Genomic DNA, 18,215 nt, shown 5'->3' on the forward strand with positions numbered 1-18,215 from the left:
GAATGTTGAATCAGAACTGCGATGATTTGGGAATCCCACGACTCTTACAAATCTCATCCCGCTCTAGCGCCCGTTCGGTTGCATGACACGCATCGCAATCTCAGGCAAATCAAACCGGAAAGGGAGCCTCATAGAGGTGGCACGCATGCATCAATTCAAGCCTGGTCGGGACATCATAGAGCCTGCCGCTAGCGAATCTGGGTTTAGTTGGCCGGAGGCCGGGTACAAAGACACGGACAAGTGGCCACTCGTCGTGCTGTCTCAAGATGACCACAAAAAGCTCCAGCTTTCGCTCGCGGCACATTTCTACACACGTATTGCAATCTAATTCCGATATGTTTGGTAAGACAGAAGTTACGGGACCGCCTAACAGGTGCGGAAGATGGCGGATATTCGCTTCGCAATGCCACCGGTAGAGGTGCAACGCTCGGACGGTAAAGTCCGAAATGCCAAATCGCCTGGCACGCTCATCGAGCAAGGCGAGGTTCGCCTCACATTGCGCGAGTTCTCCGACGGCCCGCCGGGCAGCCTGCGACCATGACGCCCCGGCCGCAAAACCCACAGCCGGAGCGTCGCCCCGCACGTGATTGGAAATCGCGGCGACTACTGGGATGGGCAGATCAAGTGTCAGGTGTAGAAGCCGCAGTTCCCGGTCCCTCTTCCGCAGCCATTCGGCGTATCGAGACACGAGCTCATCTGCCAACGAGGGCAAATCTATCCGGGGTAGAATCAATCGATTGTACCACCAGATGGCGGTTGCATCGCGCTCCACAACTTCGCCGAAAGCTCGAACGACAGCGTCCTCCAGACTGGTGCCGATTGCCAGGCCATTCGAGTCCGAAACAGGCAAGCCTGCCTCTTCCTTGTCATGTGGATATCCGAGAAAACATAATCCTGCCGGTAGCCATGCTTCACCTGCGCCAAGCCAGCCGTCGCTCTTGATCCAGCCGAGTGGCCTTGATCTCGTCCATCGATTTGGAACCCTGTGACGATCGTCGACATGCCGGTTCCAGCCGAGTCGCCCACGATATTGGGCCTCACTGAAGAGCGTGAGTGTCGGAGGCTCGATTAGTCGGCCAACCGTTTCATCGGCGCTCGCCCGCAGGATTCGTTCCTCGGGGGCCACCTGGGCAAAATAGGTTTCGTCGGCCTCCCGGAGACATCCTTGTGCCGCCTCTTCGAAGGTGGCGCCCCAGCCCGAGACGAAGCGCGAAGTCTCGTCGCCCTCGCGCGCGGCTCGCACGCGTCCGGCCGCGACCGTGAGTGGACATCCTAGCGCCGGATCGGAAATCATCACCGGGCCGTAGAGCAGGCTTGACCTGCTGGAAGATCGCTCAATCTCCTGGTGGTCCGCCATCACCGACCTTCTCAACAAGAGCGACGCCGCCCGGTCTGTTAAGCTCCCGGTCAGTGTTTGCGCTTACATGCTGACACGCGCGATTGCTTGATGCAAACTGCCGCGGAATACTTCAAGATGTTGAGCAAACGCCGGACGTCAGACCGCCGAGGTAGTGGGGTGAACGCGGGCAACAATAATCTCAAGCGTCGCCTTTCGGCCATATTCGCCGCCGACGTGGTCGGCTACTCAGCTTTGATGGCCAAGGACGAGGAAGGTACATTCGCGCGTGTAAGGGATCTCCTGCGCGACGACATCGCGCCGAGAATCATCCAACATGACGGCAGGGTGGTGAGGACGGCTGGCGACGGAATCATCGCGGAGTTCTCCAGCGCCGTCGAGGCGGTGCGAAGTGCGGTCGAAGTCCAGGAGCTTCTCGTCAACCGGTCTTTGGGGCGGCCGCCGGACATGTCGCTCCGGATCGGCGTCAATTTCGGCGACATCATTGTCGATAGCGACGGCGATGTGTTCGGCGACGGTGTGAATGTAGCCGCACGACTGGAACAGATCTCAGCTCCTGGCGGGATCTGTCTTTCCGCCAAAGTATGTGAAGAAGTCCGCGACAAGCTGCAACTGCCGTTTGAATATTCGGGCGAATTCCACCTTAAGAACATTCCTCATCCCGTTGCGGTCTACTCGCTCTTCAATAAGCCTAGCGGGGCTTCACCTCGATCAGGCTCCGAATCACCACGATCGAACAAACCATCGATCCTAGTACGCGCATTCGCGAGCGCTGGCGATGTGCAGCCCTATTTCAGTGACGGCTTCACCGAAGACCTCATTACCGAACTGACACGATTCACCCAGCTTTCGGTGGCGTCGCTTTACTCCTCGACGCGGCTCGGAGACGTCGACCACACCACGCTCGCTGCTGACCTCCGGGTGGATTTCGTCATCGCAGGGCGAATCCGTCGAATGGGGAAGCGTATGCGCATTTCCTGCGAGCTTGTCGACGCAGCCTCCGGCGACGGACTGTGGGCCGAACACTACGACAGCGACGAGCAGGACATCTTCGACGTGCAGGACGAACTCATTAGAAAGATCGTCGGAACCGTCGTCGGTCGCTTGAAGGCAGCGGGCGCCGAGAAGGCGCGGCGCAAGCCACCAGCGAACCTCGCCGCCTACGAATGCGTGCTTCGCGGAAACGCCTTGCCGTTGGGAGATGTCTCAGCCGAGGCGGAGGCAAGCCGATGGTACCGACGAGCGATCGAGCTCGATCCGGCATATGGGCGAGCGCACGCCAAGCTCGCCCATGTCAAGCAACTCGAGTGGTTCCGCGACATGGGCCCGTCGGACGAGCTTCTGGAGGAGGCGCTCTCGATCGCCAAGAAGGCTGTTGCGCTGTCCCCCAATGATCCGGTCTGCCTGAACATTCTGGGTTGGGTGCTTATCCACCTGCGGGATTTCGAGGTGGCGGCCCAGCTCTACTCACGAGCCCTCGACCTCAATCCGAACGATCCTGAGCAAGTCTCCTATCTCGGCACTTTCCACACTTTCTCCGGCGAGCCGGAACACGCCCTGCAATGGTTTGAACGGGCGCAGGTGCTTGATCCACTTTACGAGCCATCTTGGTACTGGCCATTTCGTGGCCTCGCTCTCTTCATCGCCCACCGGCTGGAGGCAGCCATCGTGGCGCTGAGCCGCTCGTCCACCATGCCGGTTTGGGTAATGGCCTATCTGGCGGCCGCCAGCGCCCTGCTCGGGCGAAGCGCGGAGGCGAAGACGTATGCCTCCCTCGTTCTCCAAGGCGCGCCGGCTTTTTCCGCGCTGCGTTTTGCCACCAAGGAACCTTATCGGTTGCAGGAGGATCGCAACACTTTGCTCAAGGGTTTGAGGGAAGCAGGGCTTCCGGAATAGGCAATTAGATTCTATCTGCAGCCGAAGAGCACGGCGGTGGCAAGCTCGTCGTGATAGTGCCGCCCTTGCGCGTGCTTGTGATACTCGCGTAGATACTCAATCAGGTCGCCGCGAGTAAGAACAGCCTCCGGAAGTGCGGGCACTACGACAGTTATTTCGCCAGGAGCGTCAAAGACGACGTTTACATTCTCTTCAACGATCTGCTCGAGTACTGCCTTCAGATCGTCGTGCAGTTCTTCAATATCCTTGACGATCGCGACAGCTCCCCCCTGCAGCGTTGGTTGGTCCGCGGGGTAGTCAATGCCACCGCCACTTAAGTCAACAATTCGGAACGTTTGACTTGAAGGTGTTGAGCCCGTGATCATGCCGACCTTGACGCTTCTTAAGCCAGCTTTGCCTACGCTCCGAAGAGCAATTGTATTTCCTGATGCGAACACATTTCGATCAACCGTGATCCGCAGAGGGTTTCGCGCGTTCATAGTCGTGATGTTTGCAGTGATCACGTGTGGCAAAGCCTTTAGCCACGTCCCCACGATCGATGCACCGATCTCCTGGGCTTGCCGACCCGGTTTGAGTTTCGCTTTGGGCACCGGTGGTACTCCTCGCTCTTAGGCGCGTTCAAAGCGTAAGCTGGTTTTTCTTTTGCTGCAAGCAGAGCGAAATCTTTGTGGCTGTACCGACGATGGTTTTCATGGACAGGCGAATGCATTGGGAGCATGCTGTAGCAACTGGAGGAGTACACTTAAGGAGGGACGAACATGGGACTTGGCCGGTTCGGGACAGTGCTCTTCGCAAGTGTATTGGCAGCCGTCGCAGTGGAGGCGGTGTCTGCTCAAGACGACCCCAGCAACGACGGTATGACGGAGCGCACATTCACCGCCCCAATTAGCGAAAAGGAAGCGTTCAAGGCGGACATTTCAGAGCTGAAGAAGTCTCAGTTCTCAGGGACTCAGATGGCGCCAGTCGAAATGGAAGACTTGGGAATCAGTCTCGTCACTGGAGAGTTTACCAACGCAGAGGCAGAACTGCTTCTCTCGAAAGGATACCAAGAGCCGGCTCCGTTCGAAGTGAGTTTGTTTCACGGAGGTTCATGTGACAGTGCCGACCGACTTGAGCCTATGGCGACCGCCGATGTCGTGCCTCCGAACGTCTGCAGAGTGATCGGCTCGCCACAGGAAGTGGTAACTCCTGTCGTCTGGATCATCGATAGCGGTGTGGATCCAACCGTAGTCTCCACCGGCCTGCTAAACATCGCAGAGAGGATCGACTGCACCACAAGTCCATGCAGTACTACGTCGAGCCTCACGGACACCCAAGGCCATGGTACGATGGTCGCGGGCATCGTCGGAGGAAGGCGGGTTCCGGTTACGAACGGACATTTGGGTCTGGTTGGCGTCAGCCCCGGTGCGACGCTCAAGGTCATAAAGGCCTTCAGGGGCAAATCGACGAATATTTTTGGCCCCCCCCGCCTCGCCCTTCGCTATATTCGGGATGAGGCAATCGCCGGTCGTATTGTCCCGGGTGAGATCTTGAATCTGAGCTGGGGCGCAGAATTTCTGGAAGCCCCTAGAAGCGGAGGCCAATTCGAAAAGCTGGCGGAAATAGACAACTTGGTGCACCAGATCGCGGACAAGGGAGTTCGTATTGTCATCGCGGCGGGGAATGCTCGGGACGAGGAGAATGGATCCTGGGTGCAGTCATTCTTCCCGGCGAATGCGTCGGAATACATATCGCCGGTCACTACGGGAGGGTCGATACAGAGCGTCTCAGCATCCGACAGCCAGTACGTCGGTGCAAACCAGCTTCAAGGTTGCGGCACCCTCACCAATGCCTGGTGCGATCGCCTGTGGCGTGGGGGATCCTACGGTGCGTCCATGGCCGAACCGGGCGTCGACGTTCCCATTCTGTGGAAGAGTACAAAAAATGGCGCTTTAAGGCGGAATGTCTGTTCCGGGACGTCTCTCGCGGCACCGGTGTTGGCCGGACTCCTGGCGCGATCTCCCTTTTTCCCCAAGGCTCCCGTCCTCGACGGGTTGATTCAGGACGCGGACGAGGTTGGTTTCATAACGCCGGGGAAGGCTGACGTAACGTCGGACGAACCGAAATGCACAAACTGACGCGCAGGACTGCCCTGAAGGGTCTGGCACTCACATCGCTGCTTCCAAGCAGCGTGAGCCCGGCGGCATCTTTGGATATCGACAATGATCCGCGGCTCCTAGTCGTCTATCTCCGCGGCGGGCTCGATGCGCTGGCCGCAGTGCCCGCACATGGCGACCCGCATTTTGCGCCGTTACGAGGCCCACTCGCTTGCCCGGGTTGGGCTAATGTTTTCGGCGCGCCGAAGCTTGACTCCTTGTTCGCGCTGCATCCCGCGCTCGAACCGCTTCTCCCCCACTATTGGGCCGGCGAACTGCACATTTTGCCCGCCACTGCCGTCCCGGAGGCGGGCAAATCCCATGCGGCGGCACAGGCAGCTTTGTTCGAAGGCGATATCGACAGAGGCGACTACGGGTGGCTCGGCCGGGCTTCGCGCCAGTTGTCGCATGGACGGCATCCGGTATGGCGGGCTGGATCTGCCGAGCTCTCGATGGACCTGCTGTTCGACCTGGCGTTGACGAGCCCAGGGCTCGACATCGCGCCGCTTTGTTCCGAAGGCGCATGCCCGCCCGGAGAAGACGATCTTGCGGGCCTGCTTGGAAGACGAGCCGAGTCGAATACCGCCCAATTCATCGAGGCGGCCATTAACGCGGCGCTGGCCCTATCCGCGCCGGATGGCCCCCGGATCGCAATGCTGCAGCTGAGCGGCGTCGATTCACATGTCGCCCAAGGCGGAGCGTCCGGACGGCTGGCCTGCACTCTAGATGCGCTGGCGCGGGGTCTCGTTTCGTTTGCCGCAGCATCAGGGCCGGCCTGGCGCAAAACAGCTGTCCTCGTAATCACCGAGTTCGGGCGCTCGGTATCGCCTAACTCTCAGGGCGGCACCGATCACGGCACTGGGAGCGTTACATTTCTGATGGGCGGCAGCGTCGCTGGGGCGCGAGTCGGCGATCGCTGGCCCGGACTTGCTCCCAATCGGCTTCACGGCGGGACTGATCTGGCAGCAACTACCGATTTGCGATCGGTCGTGAAAGCCTTGTTAACACAACACTTGGGTGTTTCCCGGCAAGCAATGGCTAATGTGTATCCGAGCGCATCAGGGTTGCCGGAAGCGGATGCACTGTTTCATACCTGATCCAATACCGCTAGGTCCGGCCGGAAGCCATTGCTCCGACGTTCCGATGGAGTTCAGTTGGATTGCGCGTAATGCTCGTGCCGCGACCTCGCTTCCGGATGCGCGTGTCTTAGATCTTCAGGTGCTGAAGACTGTGCCCGCCGTCACATCGCCGGCATCGTCGATCCGGCCGAGCTTCAGCAATGCCCAGCTGTGCGCGATGCCGAGGGCGAAGGGCAGGTTCTGCTCAACGATCAGGATTGTCGTGTCGTTCGTCCTGCGCTCCTCCCTGAGTGCCGCGGCGATGCGTTCGACGACTGAGGGCTGCAGGCCCTCGGAAATCTCGTCGATCAGCAACAGCTTCGGCCGCAGCATCAGCGCGCGGCCGAGAATGAGCATCTTCTGCTCGCCGCCGGACAGCGTTCCGGCCCGTTGCGACAAGCGCTCCCTGAGGAACGGAAAATGCCCGTAAACCCGTTCCAGGCTTGTGCAAAACCGCGATCCGAGCGCAAGACGAGGCGCAGATTGTCGCGCACGCTGAGATCCTGGAACAGCGCCTGCTCCTGCGGCGCATAGCCGACTCCCGACGCAATCAGCGAGGCCTGCGAAACACCACCGATCGAAGTGCCGTCGAGGCGGATGTCGCCCGAACGCAGCGCCACGAAGCCGAGGATGGTTTTCAGCACGGTGGTCTTGCCCATGCCGTTCTTGCCCATCAGCGCAAAGATCTGTCCGGGCGCGATGGCCAACGACAGCGCCTCGATGATGGCAACCGGCCCGTAGCCGCTCGACACATTCGACAGCGACAGTTTCGGCGCGATGGTTTTGGCCTCTGCCTGTCTTGCCTCAAGCATGGGCGCCTCCCGAATAGATCGTCCTGACCATTTCGGAATTGACGACCTGATCGACGCTGCCGTCGAGGACGAGCTTGCCCTGGTGAAGAACGACGATCCTGGTCGCGATCTCACGGACGAAATCGAGGTCGTGCTCCACCAGTATGGCGGCAAAGCCAAGCTCGCCGGTCAGCTTCTGCAGCGTCGCGCCAATGGTGGTGCGCTCGACCTTGGTCAGCCCGCCCGTAGGCTCAGGCAGCGCATCAGCGTCGTCTTGCCTGCGCCATTCGGACCGACGAGGCTGACCAACTCGCCGGGGTGAACGTCGAGATCGATCCCTTGCAGCACCTGCAGGCTGCCGAAGGATTTGCCGAGGCCGCTGACGGCGAGCGCGCGGTTGCCGGCCTCCGATCCGTTGCCGGCCGGTTCGGCGGCGAGGGTAGGGCTACCCGATTGGCTGGTTTGCTCTTCATTGCGGCGCGGCAGGACCATCCTGGGCAGTTGCGCCAGCCCGTTCGGCAACAGGATGATCATCACGACGAACAGCGCGCCGACCACTAGGTTCCACAGGAAGGGCAGGTCGCCGGAAAGCTGGGCGCTGAGGTAATCGATGCCGATCGCGCCGATCACCGGCCCGATGATCGTGCCGCGGCCGCCCAGCGCCGTCCAGATGACGATCTCGGTGCCGAAGACGAAGCCGGTGTTCTCAGGTGCCACCACACCCGACGCGTTGGCATAGAGGAAGCCGGCAATGCCGGCGACGCCGGCGAGGATCGTTGTCAGCACCATCTTCAACCGCTGCGGATCGAGGCCAAGATAGGCGCAGCGCGCTTCATTGTCGCGAATGGCGACGAGCAGCTTGCCTGCATCCGAGCGGGTGAAGACCAGGGCGACAACGGTGGTGACGATGAGGCAGATGCCGGTAAGCCGGAAATAGCCCGGCAAGCCGAGCGGCAGGCCGGAATAGCCGACCAGCCCGCTGCTCGATCCGGTCCACACGCCACCCGAAAACACCAGCTGCGTGACCACGATCGGCACGACGAGCGAAATCACCGTCGCATAGAGCGGAGTCGAGCCGTGGCCGAATGACAACCAGCCGACGAAGGCACCGAGCAACACCGGCACGATGATCGCCAGCGCGAGCGCCAGTGCCAACAGCGCCGGGTTCACGCTCGACGCCGAGCAACTCCTATTCATCGATGCTGTAAGCCTTGGTCTTGAGCCAAGCCGTCGAATTGCCGCTCCGGTATTTGCTGTCCTTGCGCCTCGACACCATGCCTTCGAGCCCCGCCTGGTCTATCAGGTGGGAAGATCGCCTTAGCCTCGCCGGGAAGCGCCTGGCTGAATTGGATACGGCCACCGTCCGGGATCATCTCGGCAAGGATCTCGCGGCGGTCCTCCAGCGCCATGTCGCGCAGGTCGTGACCATTGAGATGCAGAAGATCGAAGGCGACGAATAGAGGTCGTGCTGGCGTCGGGTGATGGCTTTCCGCAAGGCTCCGAAGTCAGACAGGCCAGTCTCGTTCAATACGACGATCTCACCGTCGATGATGGCGCTTTCCACGTCCAGTTCAGCGGCGGCCTTTGCGAGGGCGATGCCGATAGCGAAACTGTCCGAAGGCGACACGATCACGATGACTGGCGAGGTGACGCTTCTTCACGATGACGGGACCGTCACGGTTCGGCTTCACGGCTACGACGTTCCGGTGACGACGCGCGGGGAACGCCTCGCCGAAATACCGGACCTCTCCACCGCGTCCGCCCTCGGCAATCGCGACAGCATGCTTGGCTTTCGACACATCGACACCGACGTAAAAAACGTTATCTTGCTCCATGGCCCGTCCTTTCTTCGCTTGGGGCTCGCCTCCGCACTCCCGAGCAACCCCCGTTTGCAGCTGCAAAGACTAAGGGCGGGCCGCCGCTCAGACCACGGTCATAACGTCTAATAGCCATCGAACCTTACCCGCCAAATCGTCCTTGTTGCGCCAATATTTGACGAGCTTCTTTTCATACAGCTTTCGGAATCTCTCGAGTTTGGCCTTTTTCTCGAACTCGACCTTTTCCGCGGCCCACGTCGTGCGAGCACCGCCTTCGAGCAAAAACGCCACGGTAGGCACGCCTTGGGCGACGGCGTACTCGTATTCCATCTGGGTGTAGCTCTTACCCTTCAACTCTGAGCCGTACCGCTCTGCTACGATGAGTACGTAGTAGTCGCTGTCATCGATGCGCCGCTTAATGTAATCCCATTGAGTGTCGTCGCTGGCTTGGAATGCCTCCATCCCCACAGGAATATGCCCGAGGTTAAGAACGGCCTCGATGACCGACCGTCTTTCGTCCACCAAATCGGCGTAGGTCGAGCTGACGAAGATTTGGTATTTAACGTCCATGCGGCTTCACCTTTCGATCCGCCCTTGTAAGTCTGCAAGCAGGCTGGGGATAACGTTCCGTGCCCGCATCAAGAAGCCGAGTCATGATTCTTGCAAGGGGTGAAGCGATCAAAGCCCGACCCGCGCGCTGGCACGCTAGGTTGCCCGGTTTGCCGGAAGGAATAATCACTTGCGGCCGAGGAGTATGAAACGTGCGGTGCCCCCCGCCGCAGCGACAGCCTTCGCTATTCCTTCTTGTCGACCAGCGCCCGTAGTGCCGAGACGTCATGCAGCAATAACCTGCTGCCGCGCTTTTCGATCAGGCCTCTCTTGGCGAGGTCGCTCATTTCGCGCGAGACCGCTTCCCTGTGCGTGCTCATCGTTGCCGCCAGCTCGGAATGCGTCGGTGCCGGGCTTATGGACACCTCGCCGTCCACGAGTGCGGCTTTCTCCGCCCGATGCAGGAGCTCGACGATCAGCCGTTTTCGCACGACCAGAGTGCTGTATTCGAATACCCGCTCGGTCATGCGCCGGAGCTGGGCAGACAGATGCTCAAGCAGCATCCAGGCAAAAGTCGGGTGGGTCATCACGATATCCCGGAATGCTGTGCCGGACAGCCGTGCAGCGCGGGTTGCCTCCAGCGCGACTACGCTGGCAGAGCGTGCAATCCCGTCAATGCCTCCGAGCTCCCCGAAAATGTCACCCGGTTCGACATCGCGATACGCTATCTCCCTGCCGTCCGCTGAAACCAGTGTCACGCGAGCCCGTCCTTCCAGCAGGAAGAAGACATCGCGACCAGTGTCGCCGTGGGAAATGATTAGCTCGTTGTGTCGATAGCTGCGCTCGTGCCACCGTTTGGTCAGCGCGGCGAGGTCGGCATCGCAAAGTCTTGAGATGAAGGGCAGAGAGCCTGTCACAACGGTCTCTTGTTCAATCAAGTGTACTTCACCTTACTCCCTATCCAAGGAAATTTGATGGCCGCAGGCCCCGCTTCCCGGGATGCAAACTGGGAGCGGATTTCGCCAATGTTTTCCCCGGTGTGGGAATTCCCACAGCCGAGCCTGGTTCGACTGTCATATCCTTGTTGCAACGTCAGGCCGCCGGCTCGTGTGCAAGCCGGCGAAGGGAAAGGGAACAGTCATGAAATTCTTGGCTCCCGTCACAAAACTTGCTGCGGGGTTTCGCAAATTCGTCGCGCCGCGCTACCGCCCGGAGCTTTATTACATGCGTGGCCCGGGGCCAGCCACCGCCCGCCGTATGGGCACGCCGCGGCAAAACCAATCCATCGACCACTACGCCTAACTTGCCTCGCGGACGGCTGACGCTCTCGCCCGGAGTGCCGTTCGCGCCGTTCCGTACCGGTCAATTCAGATCAATGAAGGGACGATCTGATCATGGTTATAATTCATGCTGCCGCCATTGGTCCATTTCGCAGGTGGTTACGCCTCCGCGCCGAGCGAAAAGCTCTCTTGTCGGCAACGGACCAGTTGAGCCGTTTACCCGATGACGTTCTTGGTGACATCGGCATCTCACGTGACGAAATCATGTGCGCTTTGCGAAGCCGCGCCATCCGTCATGCGGAGGCTTGCGCGGCCGGCACGACGATCGAGCGCACCAGGATCGCTTCGGCCTCGATCCCGAAACGGTTGGCCGCCGGCAGTGGCTACGCCTCGGCCGAGATCCCCTTTGGCTGGTCCACGAGCGCGCGATCGAGCCTTACATCGCGGCTTCGACAAGCAGCGGCGCGCGGACGGGACCTTCGAACGGCACTACACCTGCGACCCCAAGGACTGAATGTTGACCGACGGGAGCTGGGGAGGATCTCAAAATGATCATGTCAGTTGTAAAGTCCCTCGCGCCTGTGACGCTCGGCACCGTGCTGATCGCAATCAGTCCGGCTTCATTGTCGGCTTCTGACGCTCAGGACCTCGCGTTCGCTCACGCTGACATGCCAATCAAACAGCTGAAAGACGTCTATTTGGATTGCGAGCGGGGAGGCCGCCGGTGCGCTGGGGACGGAAGACGTGATGTACTGTTCGATGCGCGAGTTCCGACTAGGCGCGCGATAGCAGTTTGCGCATAATCAACGATGCATGGCCTTCTGCACCGTGCGACGCGGCCCTGCGATCGACCACTTCGAACCATGTTTGCGGTAAAAGGCCATTGCCCGGTCGTTTGCCTCGAGCACTTCGAGTGCGATGCTCGGGATGCCGGAATGGGCGGCAAAGACAGCGTGCAATATATTAGCGGCTAGCCCGGTGCCGTACTCGCTTTGATCGATGTGGAGCCGGTCAAGCATGACGTCGCCGGCTTCATTCATCTTAGCCATCGCGTAGCCGGCAATCGAGCCGTCTGGCCGTTCTGCCACGAACGACATTTTGTTGGTGTCTGTCAGTTCCGCCGCAATCCGCTGCAGCGTGTGATCTTCATCCGAAATCCGGGCCGCGGTCTTGGCACCCATGATTGGCGAGTACGTCCTGCGCCAAGACTCTCCAATGAGCAGCGATACCGACGGCACGTCCTGCTCAGTCATGGCTCTGATTTGCGTCATCGATAACGTCCCCTGCCGGTCAATTATAGCGTTGCCGGACGGGCCGCTCAAATTCGGAGCGGCGGCCTACCGCCGCTTTCATCGCATGGGGGTCACGCCGTTCCCTTACACCTACCATCAGGCATGGTTCGCAGGTCGACTCCTACCGATGAGCTAACGTCCGCTCTGGAGAAGCACCGCGAATGTCTGAACATGGCGCATCGCAACATCCAGCGCCGTCGCCGTCAACGTCTGCTTTCAGGAGGTGGCAAAGCTGTTCTCGACGGCCGAGATGCGGCGCATTGCTGCCGTTCACAACGCGGACAATGCTCGTGCCGCGACCTCGCTTCCGGATGCGCGTGTCTTAGATCTTCAGGTGCTGAAGAACGCGGGCCGCTGTGCCCGCCGTCACATCGCCGGCATCGTCGATCCGGCCGAGCTTCAGCACTGCCCAGCTGTCCGCGATGCCGACGGCGAAGGGCAGGTTCTGCTCAACGATCAGGATTGTCGTGCCATTCGTCCTGCGCTCCTCCCTGAGTGCCGCTTTTGACGGATCGCTTTTCACTAAACTGCCGACGCTCAGCGCCAAACAATGAGCGTCCTAGTTGGGGTCGGAACAGGTAATCCGCATCACGTCAAAAGCTACCACTAGAGCTGGACTAGCCCGCGTTCGGCCGGAGAAGCAGCTGTTGTGATCGATCATCCGGGGAACATTTTCGTCAGCATTCAATTTAAGCAGAGAAGCTGGCTTGGAGCAGATCAATGGGCATTTTTTCCGACCTCGACAAAAAACTGACGGAAAATCTCTACGCGCACGGTAACGACCTCATCGATCCTGCTGCGGATCTTCCCGAGAGCGTCGAGGAACGGGTCGAACTGTTGATGCCATTCGTTCAGGCCGAGGCTCGCGAACTGGTCCGATCGCAAATCCTCGGCCTCATTCACGAGTATAGGAATGAGGAGTCCGCCCCATCGAGTTAGGCGAGGATCGCCTCAACTTCGAACTTTGCCGGTCCTGCCCGGAATCGAGGTCAACCGCCGTCGTCACCCGTCCTGGTCTATTGCATGGGGCGCAGGCTGAGTCCCGTCGCTGGTCCGGCCGGTCTGGTCGAACGACAGCCAAATGATGAAGAGTACCGCAAGTTGAATCACGACCCAGGCGATGATACGAGGCATGGCATTTTCCTTTCCGTGCCGAACAGCCGGTCAAGAGATCGGCTTGCCGTTAGCTCGGGCGCCGCCCGTATCGGGTTCGGAGTCGGCGCCAACGGTCGGGTTAGGCACGACCGGTCCACGTTCTGCCTCGGAACCCTCTGCCTCGATCTCTTGTATGGCCTGTTCCCAACGCTCGCGCTCCCGCCCTTCCGGACGGCCTTCACGCTCCCAGATCTCATGGGCTCGCCGCCTGATACGCGCTTCCCTGTCCATAATAGGTCTCCTGGTGCATTCCTAATCCCGTCATCGATGGTTTGTTCCGCGTTGCCGGACAGTGGCCGCGATCGTCTCTCGCGCAGCTAATGCCCCACCTGGACTGCCCAAATGATCGCGCAGGTCCGTCAGCGGTTCAGTTGACGCAACCATGATGTGCTCTATTTCAAGTTGCACACCAGTCTTGTGGTCCGTTCGGCGCTGGGAGGACAATGTGTGGAAGCAACGCTACAAGCGCGCACTGTAAATACCAGTAAACGTCGCGGTCTTCGACTTGACTGCCTGTGGTCACCATCACCCTTGAACAACTGCCTGGGAGACGTGTGTTTTCGGAGCGCCGGAACAACATCGACGCCATCGAGGAGACACGCGCCGAATAGGACGGCGATGGTCTCGTGGTTACCGCTACCGGAGACCGGGGTCCGATGAGGATTCTCGTTGTTGGCGCCACCGGCCTGATCGGCGCTTCGGTCTGTTCCCGCCTCGTTTCCGAAGGACATGAGGTGGTCGGCATCGTCCGTAGCCCTCGGGCAAATGCAGCCCGCGACTACGAATTGCTGGTGCTGGACATGGCGACCGCGCTACGCCCTGAAGATTGGCTGCCGCATTTGGCCGGCATCGATGCCGTCGTGAACTGTGCCGGCGTTCTGCAGGACAGCCCTCGCGAAAAAACCGGGCAAGTTCATCGCGATGCTGCGACGGCTCTTTTTCTCGCCTGCGCGCGGGCCGGCGTTGCCAAGGTGATCCACTTCTCGGCAATGGGTGTCGATCGGGCACAGCCTTCGTCGTTCTCGGCGACGAAATATGCTGGCGATCAGGCCCTCATGGCACTTGATCTGGACTGGATAATCCTTCGCCCTTCCGTGGTGCTCGGCCGGCCTGTGTTTGGGGCCAGTGCATTGTTTCGCGGTCTGGCCTCGCTGCCGGTGCTGCCGTCAATGCCAGATACCGGCCGGCTACAGGTCGTGCAGCTCGAGGATGTGGTCTCGACGGTGCTCTTCTTTCTCAATCCCGGCAGTCCGTCTCGTATGGCGCTGGAACTTGCAGGTCCCGAACAGCTGACCATGGACGAGATTGTCGGCACTTTGCGCCGCTGGCTCGGCTGGGGTTCCGCAGCCAGGCTTGTCTTGCCGGGATGGGTTGCCCGATTTCTCTACCGCCTCGGCGATCTTGCCGCGATGCTCGGCTGGCGACCTCCGATGCGCACCAATGCCGCCAGGGAGATCACGCGAGGGGCGGTCGGAGATCCATCGAACTGGATTTCCCTGACCGGCATACACCCACAAAGCTTGGCGCAGTTCCTCGCGCTCAATCCGGCAACGGTGCAGGAGAAATGGTTCGCCGGGCTTTATTTCGCCAAGCCTGCAATCTTCGTCGTCCTGCCGTTCTTCTGGATCATGACGGGGATTGTTTCGCTGACCACTGGCTACGGCAACGGTATCGGCCTCATGCAAAGCACGGGGGCTGGCATGTTGTCGGCGCCTGCCGTGATCGCCGGCGCTCTTGCCGACGTCGTCGTCGGCGCACTCATAGCCTGGCGGCCAACGGCGCGAAAAGGCGTCTACGCCGGCATCGCGCTCTCGCTGTTCTATCTAATCGTTGGCACTTTCCTGCGCCCGGACCTGTGGAACGAACCGCTTGGGCCGTTCCTGAAGGTCTTGCCGATCATCGTCCTTCACTTCGTTGCCTTGGCAATCCTGGAGGAGCGCTGATGCTCTATTTCGTGCTGAAGTACCTGCATGTCATCGGTGCCAGCGTGCTGCTTGGCACCGGCGCCGGCATTGCCTTCTTCATGCTTCTCGCCCACAGGACCGGTAATGCAGCAACAATTGCGGCAGTGGCGCGCATCGTAGTGGTCGCCGACTTTCTCTTCACGGCAACGGCCGTCGTAGCGCAGCCGATAACCGGCGTCGCGCTTGCCTGGCTGGCGGGTTACTCGCTCTCCGAAGGCTGGATCGTGCTTTCCATCGCGCTTTATATCGTCACCGGTGTGTTCTGGCTGCCGGTGGTATGGATGCAGATGGAGATGCGCAATCTGGCGTCCGAAGCCGCCAAAGCGGGGGCCCCGCTGCCGGCCCGGTATATCAGGCTTTTCTGGCTGTGGTTCGCCTTTGGCTTTCCCGCCTTTGCTGCCGTCCTCGGGATTTTCTGGCTGATGATCGCGCGGCCGGCGATCGAGTGGGAACGCCTTGCCGCGGTCGCGCCTTTCGATTTCGGCGCTGGAACATCTTTCCCATGAGTGCGTTCGGCGCGGATGGATCAATCCGTGCGCAAACGCCGACATTCAGCCTCATCCGCGACTGAAGCGGATGTTCTCATTGTTGGCGGCGGACCTGCGGGGCTGGCCGCCGCTATCTATCTCGGCAGGTTTCGTCATCGGGTCGTCGTGGTCGACGCGGGTGAATCGCGCGCGATGCTGATTGCACAAAGCCGTAATTGCCCCGGATTTCCGGAAGGGATCAGCGGCCCCGATCTTCTGCAACGCCTTCGCGCGCAGGCCGCCGAATACGGAGCGACACTGGTGCAGGATCAGGCGTCATCGATCGAGCCGACCGTAGGCGGATTTGGTGCCGAGACAAACGCGGGGCGGATCGTCGCCCGCAAGATATTCCTGGCGACAGGTATCGTCGATGTCGTGCCTGCAATTCCGCGTCTGGGCGAGGCCATCGCCAGAGGCAGCGTACGCCTTTGCCCGGTTTGCGACGGCTATGAAGTCATAGATCGTCGGGTCGCGGTTATCGGACACGAGGCGAAGGCGCTGCGAGAGGCCTTGTTCCTCAAGCAGTACACGCAGCACGTCACACTGCTCGCACGCTATCTTCCCGATTTTTCCGCCAGCACACGGCGCGTGGCCATGGAAGAGAACATTGCCATTTGCGACACGTTCAAAAAGTTTGTTCCGTCCGACAATGGTTACGAGGCCATCCTCAAGGACGGCGAGGTGCGACATTTCGACGTCATCTATCCGGCGATGGGATGCCGGGTGCGTTCCGAACTCGCCCTGGCAATGGGCATCGAATGCTGCGACGAGGGCTATGTTGTCGTCGACAAGCATCAGCGGACTTCGGTCGATGGAGTGTATGCCATCGGCGACCTGGTCAAAGCGCTGAACCAGATCGCAGTCGCTTTTGGCCAGGCTGCGATAGCCGCGACAGATGCTCACAATGACCTTTGCCTCGGGTACGAATAGCTCTCGAAACGTACCTCTCGCTAGCGCAGCATGGCTGCTATCACGAAGACCGCGGCCGCTACGAGAACGACTGCGGCAATCACCAGCACCGGCCAGTTGCTGCGAGGCTGAAGATCAGGCTCGCTTCCTACCGGCCGCCGCATCGCATCGCCGAAGCTTGCTTCATTCGTGAACTCTGGCTGTCGGCGTGGGCGAGCCTCGGCGACGGTGCTCGGCACATCTGCCGCTTCGGCGTCGGTCGCTTCAGGTGCGGCGGCAGGGTCGAACCCCGGGGTCTTGTCCTGCGTCGCCCCGGCCTGAATATCGCCTCTCGCTTTGGCAGTCGTCTGATCTCGTCGTGCGGCCATCATCGTCTCCCTGACAACCAAACTTCAATCTGCCTCAACCGGTTCCAGTCTGCGCCCGATTTGCTGAACACACCCGATTTTCTGAACACACCCCATTTGCTGGACACATTTGGCAGTGGTCCGGGCTTCTCCGGAACAGAGGACGCCTCTCGCAGTTGTGTTGGATCATTGCCTGGTGAGTTGGCCATGCCGTCTGCACTCGAGCAACTGGCTCAGTCCGTAAAAGAGCGACGAGCGATCCTGTTCGTTGGAGCGGGGGTATCGATGAGCGTCGGCCTGCCATCATGGCAGAAGCTCATCGAGCATATGGAGGATGAACTCGGCCTCGACCGCGACATGGTAGACATGCCTGAACCCAGCTACCAGGCTCTTGCCGAATATTACCGGCTGAAGAATGGGGGTCTCGGTCCCTTGCGCAGTTGGATGGATCGCGAATGGAGCGTCTCGCGGGAAAAAGTAAAGGGATCGGCGATCCACAAGCTGATCGTGTCACTCGATTTCCCGATCATCTACACCACCAACTATGATCGGAACCTTGAGGTTGCGTTCGAAGTCCACGACCGCCCATTCGTAAAAGTGGCCAATGCCAAGGATATTGCCAAGGTGAAAGGCGAGGTTGCCCAGATCATCAAATACCACGGCGATTTCGACGACGATGCATCTCTGGTCCTGGCGGAGTCCGACTATTTCGAGCGGCTCTCGTTCGAGTCGCCATTGGACGTGAAGTTTCGCGCCGACGCACTGGGGCGCACCATCCTGTTCATCGGCTACAGCATGTCCGATATGAACATCCGTCTGTTGCTGTATCGGCTTTGGGAAACCTGGCGCCGGTCCGGCTACGAAAAGAACCGTCCGAAATCGTTCGTCTTCATGCCGCAACCGAGCGTCGTCCAGGAAGCGGTCCTCGGATGCTGGGGCATCGACATGCTGACCGAGGAGGCCAATCGGCCGGAGGATGCTCTGGTGGCATTCCTAAGCAAGCTCAAGGACAGGGTAGACCAGGCCTAGAGCACGCACCGCGATTGAAGCCGAATGGTTGACGGCAAGTTCGGAAAGC

General features: G+C 60.1%; 22 protein-coding genes and 1 pseudogene. 10 read left to right on the plus strand and 13 right to left on the minus strand.

Annotated elements, in window-relative coordinates:
* Positions 1-109: 109 nt before the first annotated feature.
* Positions 110-1,357: a YcaO-like family protein gene (locus tag ACWUKX_RS23155; RefSeq protein WP_456009189.1), complete on the minus strand. Its 1,248-nt coding sequence runs from the start codon at positions 1,355-1,357 to the stop codon at positions 110-112.
* 159 nt (positions 1,358-1,516) lie between these two features.
* On the opposite strand from ACWUKX_RS23155, the gene ACWUKX_RS23160 reads away from it, so the two are divergent.
* Positions 1,517-3,253, plus strand: a complete 1,737-nt coding sequence (locus ACWUKX_RS23160; RefSeq protein ID WP_456009190.1) for an adenylate/guanylate cyclase domain-containing protein — start codon at positions 1,517-1,519, stop codon at positions 3,251-3,253.
* 11 nt (positions 3,254-3,264) lie between these two features.
* Here ACWUKX_RS23160 and ACWUKX_RS23165 read toward each other — a convergent pair whose 3' ends face one another.
* Positions 3,265-3,843: a hypothetical protein gene (locus tag ACWUKX_RS23165; protein ID WP_456009191.1), complete on the minus strand. Its 579-nt coding sequence runs from the start codon at positions 3,841-3,843 to the stop codon at positions 3,265-3,267.
* 168 nt (positions 3,844-4,011) lie between these two features.
* Between ACWUKX_RS23165 and ACWUKX_RS23170 the strand changes: the two genes are divergently transcribed.
* Both ACWUKX_RS23170 and ACWUKX_RS23175 read left to right on the plus strand, forming a co-directional pair.
* Positions 4,012-5,370: a S8 family peptidase gene (locus ACWUKX_RS23170; protein WP_456009192.1), complete on the plus strand. Its 1,359-nt coding sequence runs from the start codon at positions 4,012-4,014 to the stop codon at positions 5,368-5,370.
* Positions 5,358-6,485: a DUF1501 domain-containing protein gene (locus tag ACWUKX_RS23175; protein ID WP_456009193.1), complete on the plus strand. Its 1,128-nt coding sequence runs from the start codon at positions 5,358-5,360 to the stop codon at positions 6,483-6,485. The genes ACWUKX_RS23170 and ACWUKX_RS23175 overlap by 13 nt, the downstream gene beginning before the upstream one ends.
* 117 nt (positions 6,486-6,602) lie before the next feature.
* Here the strand turns inward: ACWUKX_RS23175 and ACWUKX_RS23180 are convergent, their stop codons facing one another.
* The 4 genes and pseudogenes from ACWUKX_RS23180 to ACWUKX_RS23195 all read right to left on the minus strand — a co-directional run bounded on the left by ACWUKX_RS23180 (position 6,603) and on the right by ACWUKX_RS23195 (position 8,706).
* A complete protein-coding gene (locus ACWUKX_RS23180; protein ID WP_456009195.1) occupies positions 6,603-6,905 on the minus strand; it encodes an ATP-binding cassette domain-containing protein in 303 nt (100 codons plus the stop codon).
* Entirely contained in the window at positions 6,839-7,318 is a 480-nt protein-coding gene (locus ACWUKX_RS23185) for an ATP-binding cassette domain-containing protein (RefSeq protein WP_456009197.1), read from the minus strand. The genes ACWUKX_RS23180 and ACWUKX_RS23185 overlap by 67 nt, the downstream gene beginning before the upstream one ends.
* Positions 7,311-8,464: pseudogene (locus ACWUKX_RS23190) on the minus strand (ABC transporter permease subunit); the annotation flags it as partial. The gene ACWUKX_RS23185 and the pseudogene ACWUKX_RS23190, both read right to left, overlap by 8 nt.
* A gap of 26 nt (positions 8,465-8,490) precedes the next feature.
* Positions 8,491-8,706, minus strand: coding sequence for a hypothetical protein (locus ACWUKX_RS23195; protein WP_352473169.1), 216 nt, complete (start codon positions 8,704-8,706; stop codon positions 8,491-8,493).
* A 72-nt stretch (positions 8,707-8,778) separates the two neighbouring features.
* Here ACWUKX_RS23195 and ACWUKX_RS23200 point away from each other — a divergent pair, with 72 nt between their 5' ends.
* Positions 8,779-9,243: a hypothetical protein gene (locus tag ACWUKX_RS23200; protein WP_456009316.1), complete on the plus strand. Its 465-nt coding sequence runs from the start codon at positions 8,779-8,781 to the stop codon at positions 9,241-9,243.
* On the opposite strand, the gene ACWUKX_RS23205 is transcribed toward ACWUKX_RS23200, so the two are convergent.
* Positions 9,220-9,684, minus strand: coding sequence for a DUF4062 domain-containing protein (locus ACWUKX_RS23205; RefSeq protein ID WP_456009198.1), 465 nt, complete (start codon positions 9,682-9,684; stop codon positions 9,220-9,222). The genes ACWUKX_RS23200 and ACWUKX_RS23205 overlap by 24 nt on opposite strands.
* A gap of 224 nt (positions 9,685-9,908) precedes the next feature.
* Entirely contained in the window at positions 9,909-10,580 is a 672-nt protein-coding gene (locus tag ACWUKX_RS23210; RefSeq protein WP_456009200.1) for a Crp/Fnr family transcriptional regulator, read from the minus strand.
* Positions 10,581-10,803: 223 nt separating this feature from the next.
* Here ACWUKX_RS23210 and ACWUKX_RS23215 point away from each other — a divergent pair, with 223 nt between their 5' ends.
* Complete coding sequence (locus ACWUKX_RS23215) at positions 10,804-10,965, plus strand: hypothetical protein (RefSeq protein WP_167522729.1); 162 nt, start codon at positions 10,804-10,806, stop codon at positions 10,963-10,965.
* A 781-nt stretch (positions 10,966-11,746) separates the two neighbouring features.
* Here ACWUKX_RS23215 and ACWUKX_RS23220 read toward each other — a convergent pair.
* Together ACWUKX_RS23220 and ACWUKX_RS23225 are read right to left on the minus strand one after the other, a co-directional pair.
* Complete coding sequence (locus ACWUKX_RS23220) at positions 11,747-12,214, minus strand: GNAT family N-acetyltransferase (protein WP_456009201.1); 468 nt, start codon at positions 12,212-12,214, stop codon at positions 11,747-11,749.
* A gap of 343 nt (positions 12,215-12,557) precedes the next feature.
* Positions 12,558-12,782, minus strand: a complete 225-nt coding sequence (locus ACWUKX_RS23225; RefSeq protein ID WP_456009203.1) for a hypothetical protein — start codon at positions 12,780-12,782, stop codon at positions 12,558-12,560.
* Positions 12,783-12,955: 173 nt separating this feature from the next.
* Here ACWUKX_RS23225 and ACWUKX_RS23230 point away from each other — a divergent pair, with 173 nt between their 5' ends.
* Positions 12,956-13,174: a hypothetical protein gene (locus ACWUKX_RS23230; RefSeq protein WP_095519749.1), complete on the plus strand. Its 219-nt coding sequence runs from the start codon at positions 12,956-12,958 to the stop codon at positions 13,172-13,174.
* A gap of 63 nt (positions 13,175-13,237) precedes the next feature.
* Here the strand turns inward: ACWUKX_RS23230 and ACWUKX_RS23235 are convergent, their stop codons facing one another.
* Positions 13,238-13,369 (minus strand): hypothetical protein, encoded by a 132-nt coding sequence (locus ACWUKX_RS23235; RefSeq protein ID WP_456009204.1) that lies wholly within the window; start codon positions 13,367-13,369, stop codon positions 13,238-13,240.
* 30 nt (positions 13,370-13,399) lie between these two features.
* Entirely contained in the window at positions 13,400-13,621 is a 222-nt protein-coding gene (locus ACWUKX_RS23240) for a DUF2934 domain-containing protein (protein ID WP_456009205.1), read from the minus strand.
* Positions 13,622-14,046: 425 nt separating this feature from the next.
* On the opposite strand from ACWUKX_RS23240, the gene ACWUKX_RS23245 reads away from it, so the two are divergent.
* The 3 genes from ACWUKX_RS23245 to ACWUKX_RS23255 are packed head-to-tail and all read left to right on the plus strand — an operon-like array spanning position 14,047 to position 16,811.
* Entirely contained in the window at positions 14,047-15,333 is a 1,287-nt protein-coding gene (locus tag ACWUKX_RS23245) for an SDR family oxidoreductase (RefSeq protein ID WP_456009207.1), read from the plus strand.
* Positions 15,333-15,860, plus strand: a complete 528-nt coding sequence (locus ACWUKX_RS23250; protein ID WP_456009208.1) for a DUF2269 family protein — start codon at positions 15,333-15,335, stop codon at positions 15,858-15,860. The genes ACWUKX_RS23245 and ACWUKX_RS23250 overlap by 1 nt, the downstream gene beginning before the upstream one ends.
* Entirely contained in the window at positions 15,861-16,811 is a 951-nt protein-coding gene (locus tag ACWUKX_RS23255; RefSeq protein ID WP_456009209.1) for an NAD(P)/FAD-dependent oxidoreductase, read from the plus strand. It abuts the gene before it with no gap.
* Between the two features lie 20 nt (positions 16,812-16,831).
* Here the strand turns inward: ACWUKX_RS23255 and ACWUKX_RS23260 are convergent, their stop codons facing one another.
* Positions 16,832-17,158 carry a hypothetical protein gene (locus ACWUKX_RS23260; RefSeq protein WP_456009211.1) on the minus strand — a complete coding sequence of 109 codons (327 nt, stop codon included), beginning with the start codon at positions 17,156-17,158 and terminating at the stop codon, positions 16,832-16,834.
* A gap of 186 nt (positions 17,159-17,344) precedes the next feature.
* On the opposite strand from ACWUKX_RS23260, the gene ACWUKX_RS23265 reads away from it, so the two are divergent.
* Positions 17,345-18,166, plus strand: coding sequence for an SIR2 family NAD-dependent protein deacylase (locus tag ACWUKX_RS23265; protein ID WP_135936247.1), 822 nt, complete (start codon positions 17,345-17,347; stop codon positions 18,164-18,166).
* Positions 18,167-18,215: the final 49 nt, after the last annotated feature.

It is taken from the genome of Mesorhizobium sp. f-mel, assembly GCF_053850215.1.

What these genes read in the sequence shown, in the direction of transcription:
- ACWUKX_RS23155 (WP_456009189.1), bottom strand. Translation starts at nt 1,357, where the DNA reads ATGGCGGACCACCAGGAGATTGAGCGATCTTCCAGCAGGTCAAGCCTG.
- ACWUKX_RS23250 (WP_456009208.1), top strand. Translation starts at nt 15,333, where the DNA reads ATGCTCTATTTCGTGCTGAAGTACCTGCATGTCATCGGTGCCAGCGTG.
- ACWUKX_RS23220 (WP_456009201.1), bottom strand. Translation starts at nt 12,214, where the DNA reads ATGACGCAAATCAGAGCCATGACTGAGCAGGACGTGCCGTCGGTATCG.
- ACWUKX_RS23170 (WP_456009192.1), top strand. Translation starts at nt 4,012, where the DNA reads ATGGGACTTGGCCGGTTCGGGACAGTGCTCTTCGCAAGTGTATTGGCA.
- ACWUKX_RS23200 (WP_456009316.1), top strand. Translation starts at nt 8,779, where the DNA reads ATGGCTTTCCGCAAGGCTCCGAAGTCAGACAGGCCAGTCTCGTTCAAT.
- ACWUKX_RS23265 (WP_135936247.1), top strand. Translation starts at nt 17,345, where the DNA reads ATGCCGTCTGCACTCGAGCAACTGGCTCAGTCCGTAAAAGAGCGACGA.
- ACWUKX_RS23260 (WP_456009211.1), bottom strand. Translation starts at nt 17,158, where the DNA reads ATGGCCGCACGACGAGATCAGACGACTGCCAAAGCGAGAGGCGATATT.
- ACWUKX_RS23175 (WP_456009193.1), top strand. Translation starts at nt 5,358, where the DNA reads ATGCACAAACTGACGCGCAGGACTGCCCTGAAGGGTCTGGCACTCACA.
- ACWUKX_RS23235 (WP_456009204.1), bottom strand. Translation starts at nt 13,369, where the DNA reads ATGCCTCGTATCATCGCCTGGGTCGTGATTCAACTTGCGGTACTCTTC.
- ACWUKX_RS23195 (WP_352473169.1), bottom strand. Translation starts at nt 8,706, where the DNA reads ATGGCGCTGGAGGACCGCCGCGAGATCCTTGCCGAGATGATCCCGGAC.
- ACWUKX_RS23215 (WP_167522729.1), top strand. Translation starts at nt 10,804, where the DNA reads ATGAAATTCTTGGCTCCCGTCACAAAACTTGCTGCGGGGTTTCGCAAA.
- ACWUKX_RS23230 (WP_095519749.1), top strand. Translation starts at nt 12,956, where the DNA reads ATGGGCATTTTTTCCGACCTCGACAAAAAACTGACGGAAAATCTCTAC.
- ACWUKX_RS23185 (WP_456009197.1), bottom strand. Translation starts at nt 7,318, where the DNA reads ATGCTTGAGGCAAGACAGGCAGAGGCCAAAACCATCGCGCCGAAACTG.
- ACWUKX_RS23245 (WP_456009207.1), top strand. Translation starts at nt 14,047, where the DNA reads ATGAGGATTCTCGTTGTTGGCGCCACCGGCCTGATCGGCGCTTCGGTC.
- ACWUKX_RS23205 (WP_456009198.1), bottom strand. Translation starts at nt 9,684, where the DNA reads ATGGACGTTAAATACCAAATCTTCGTCAGCTCGACCTACGCCGATTTG.
- ACWUKX_RS23240 (WP_456009205.1), bottom strand. Translation starts at nt 13,621, where the DNA reads ATGGACAGGGAAGCGCGTATCAGGCGGCGAGCCCATGAGATCTGGGAG.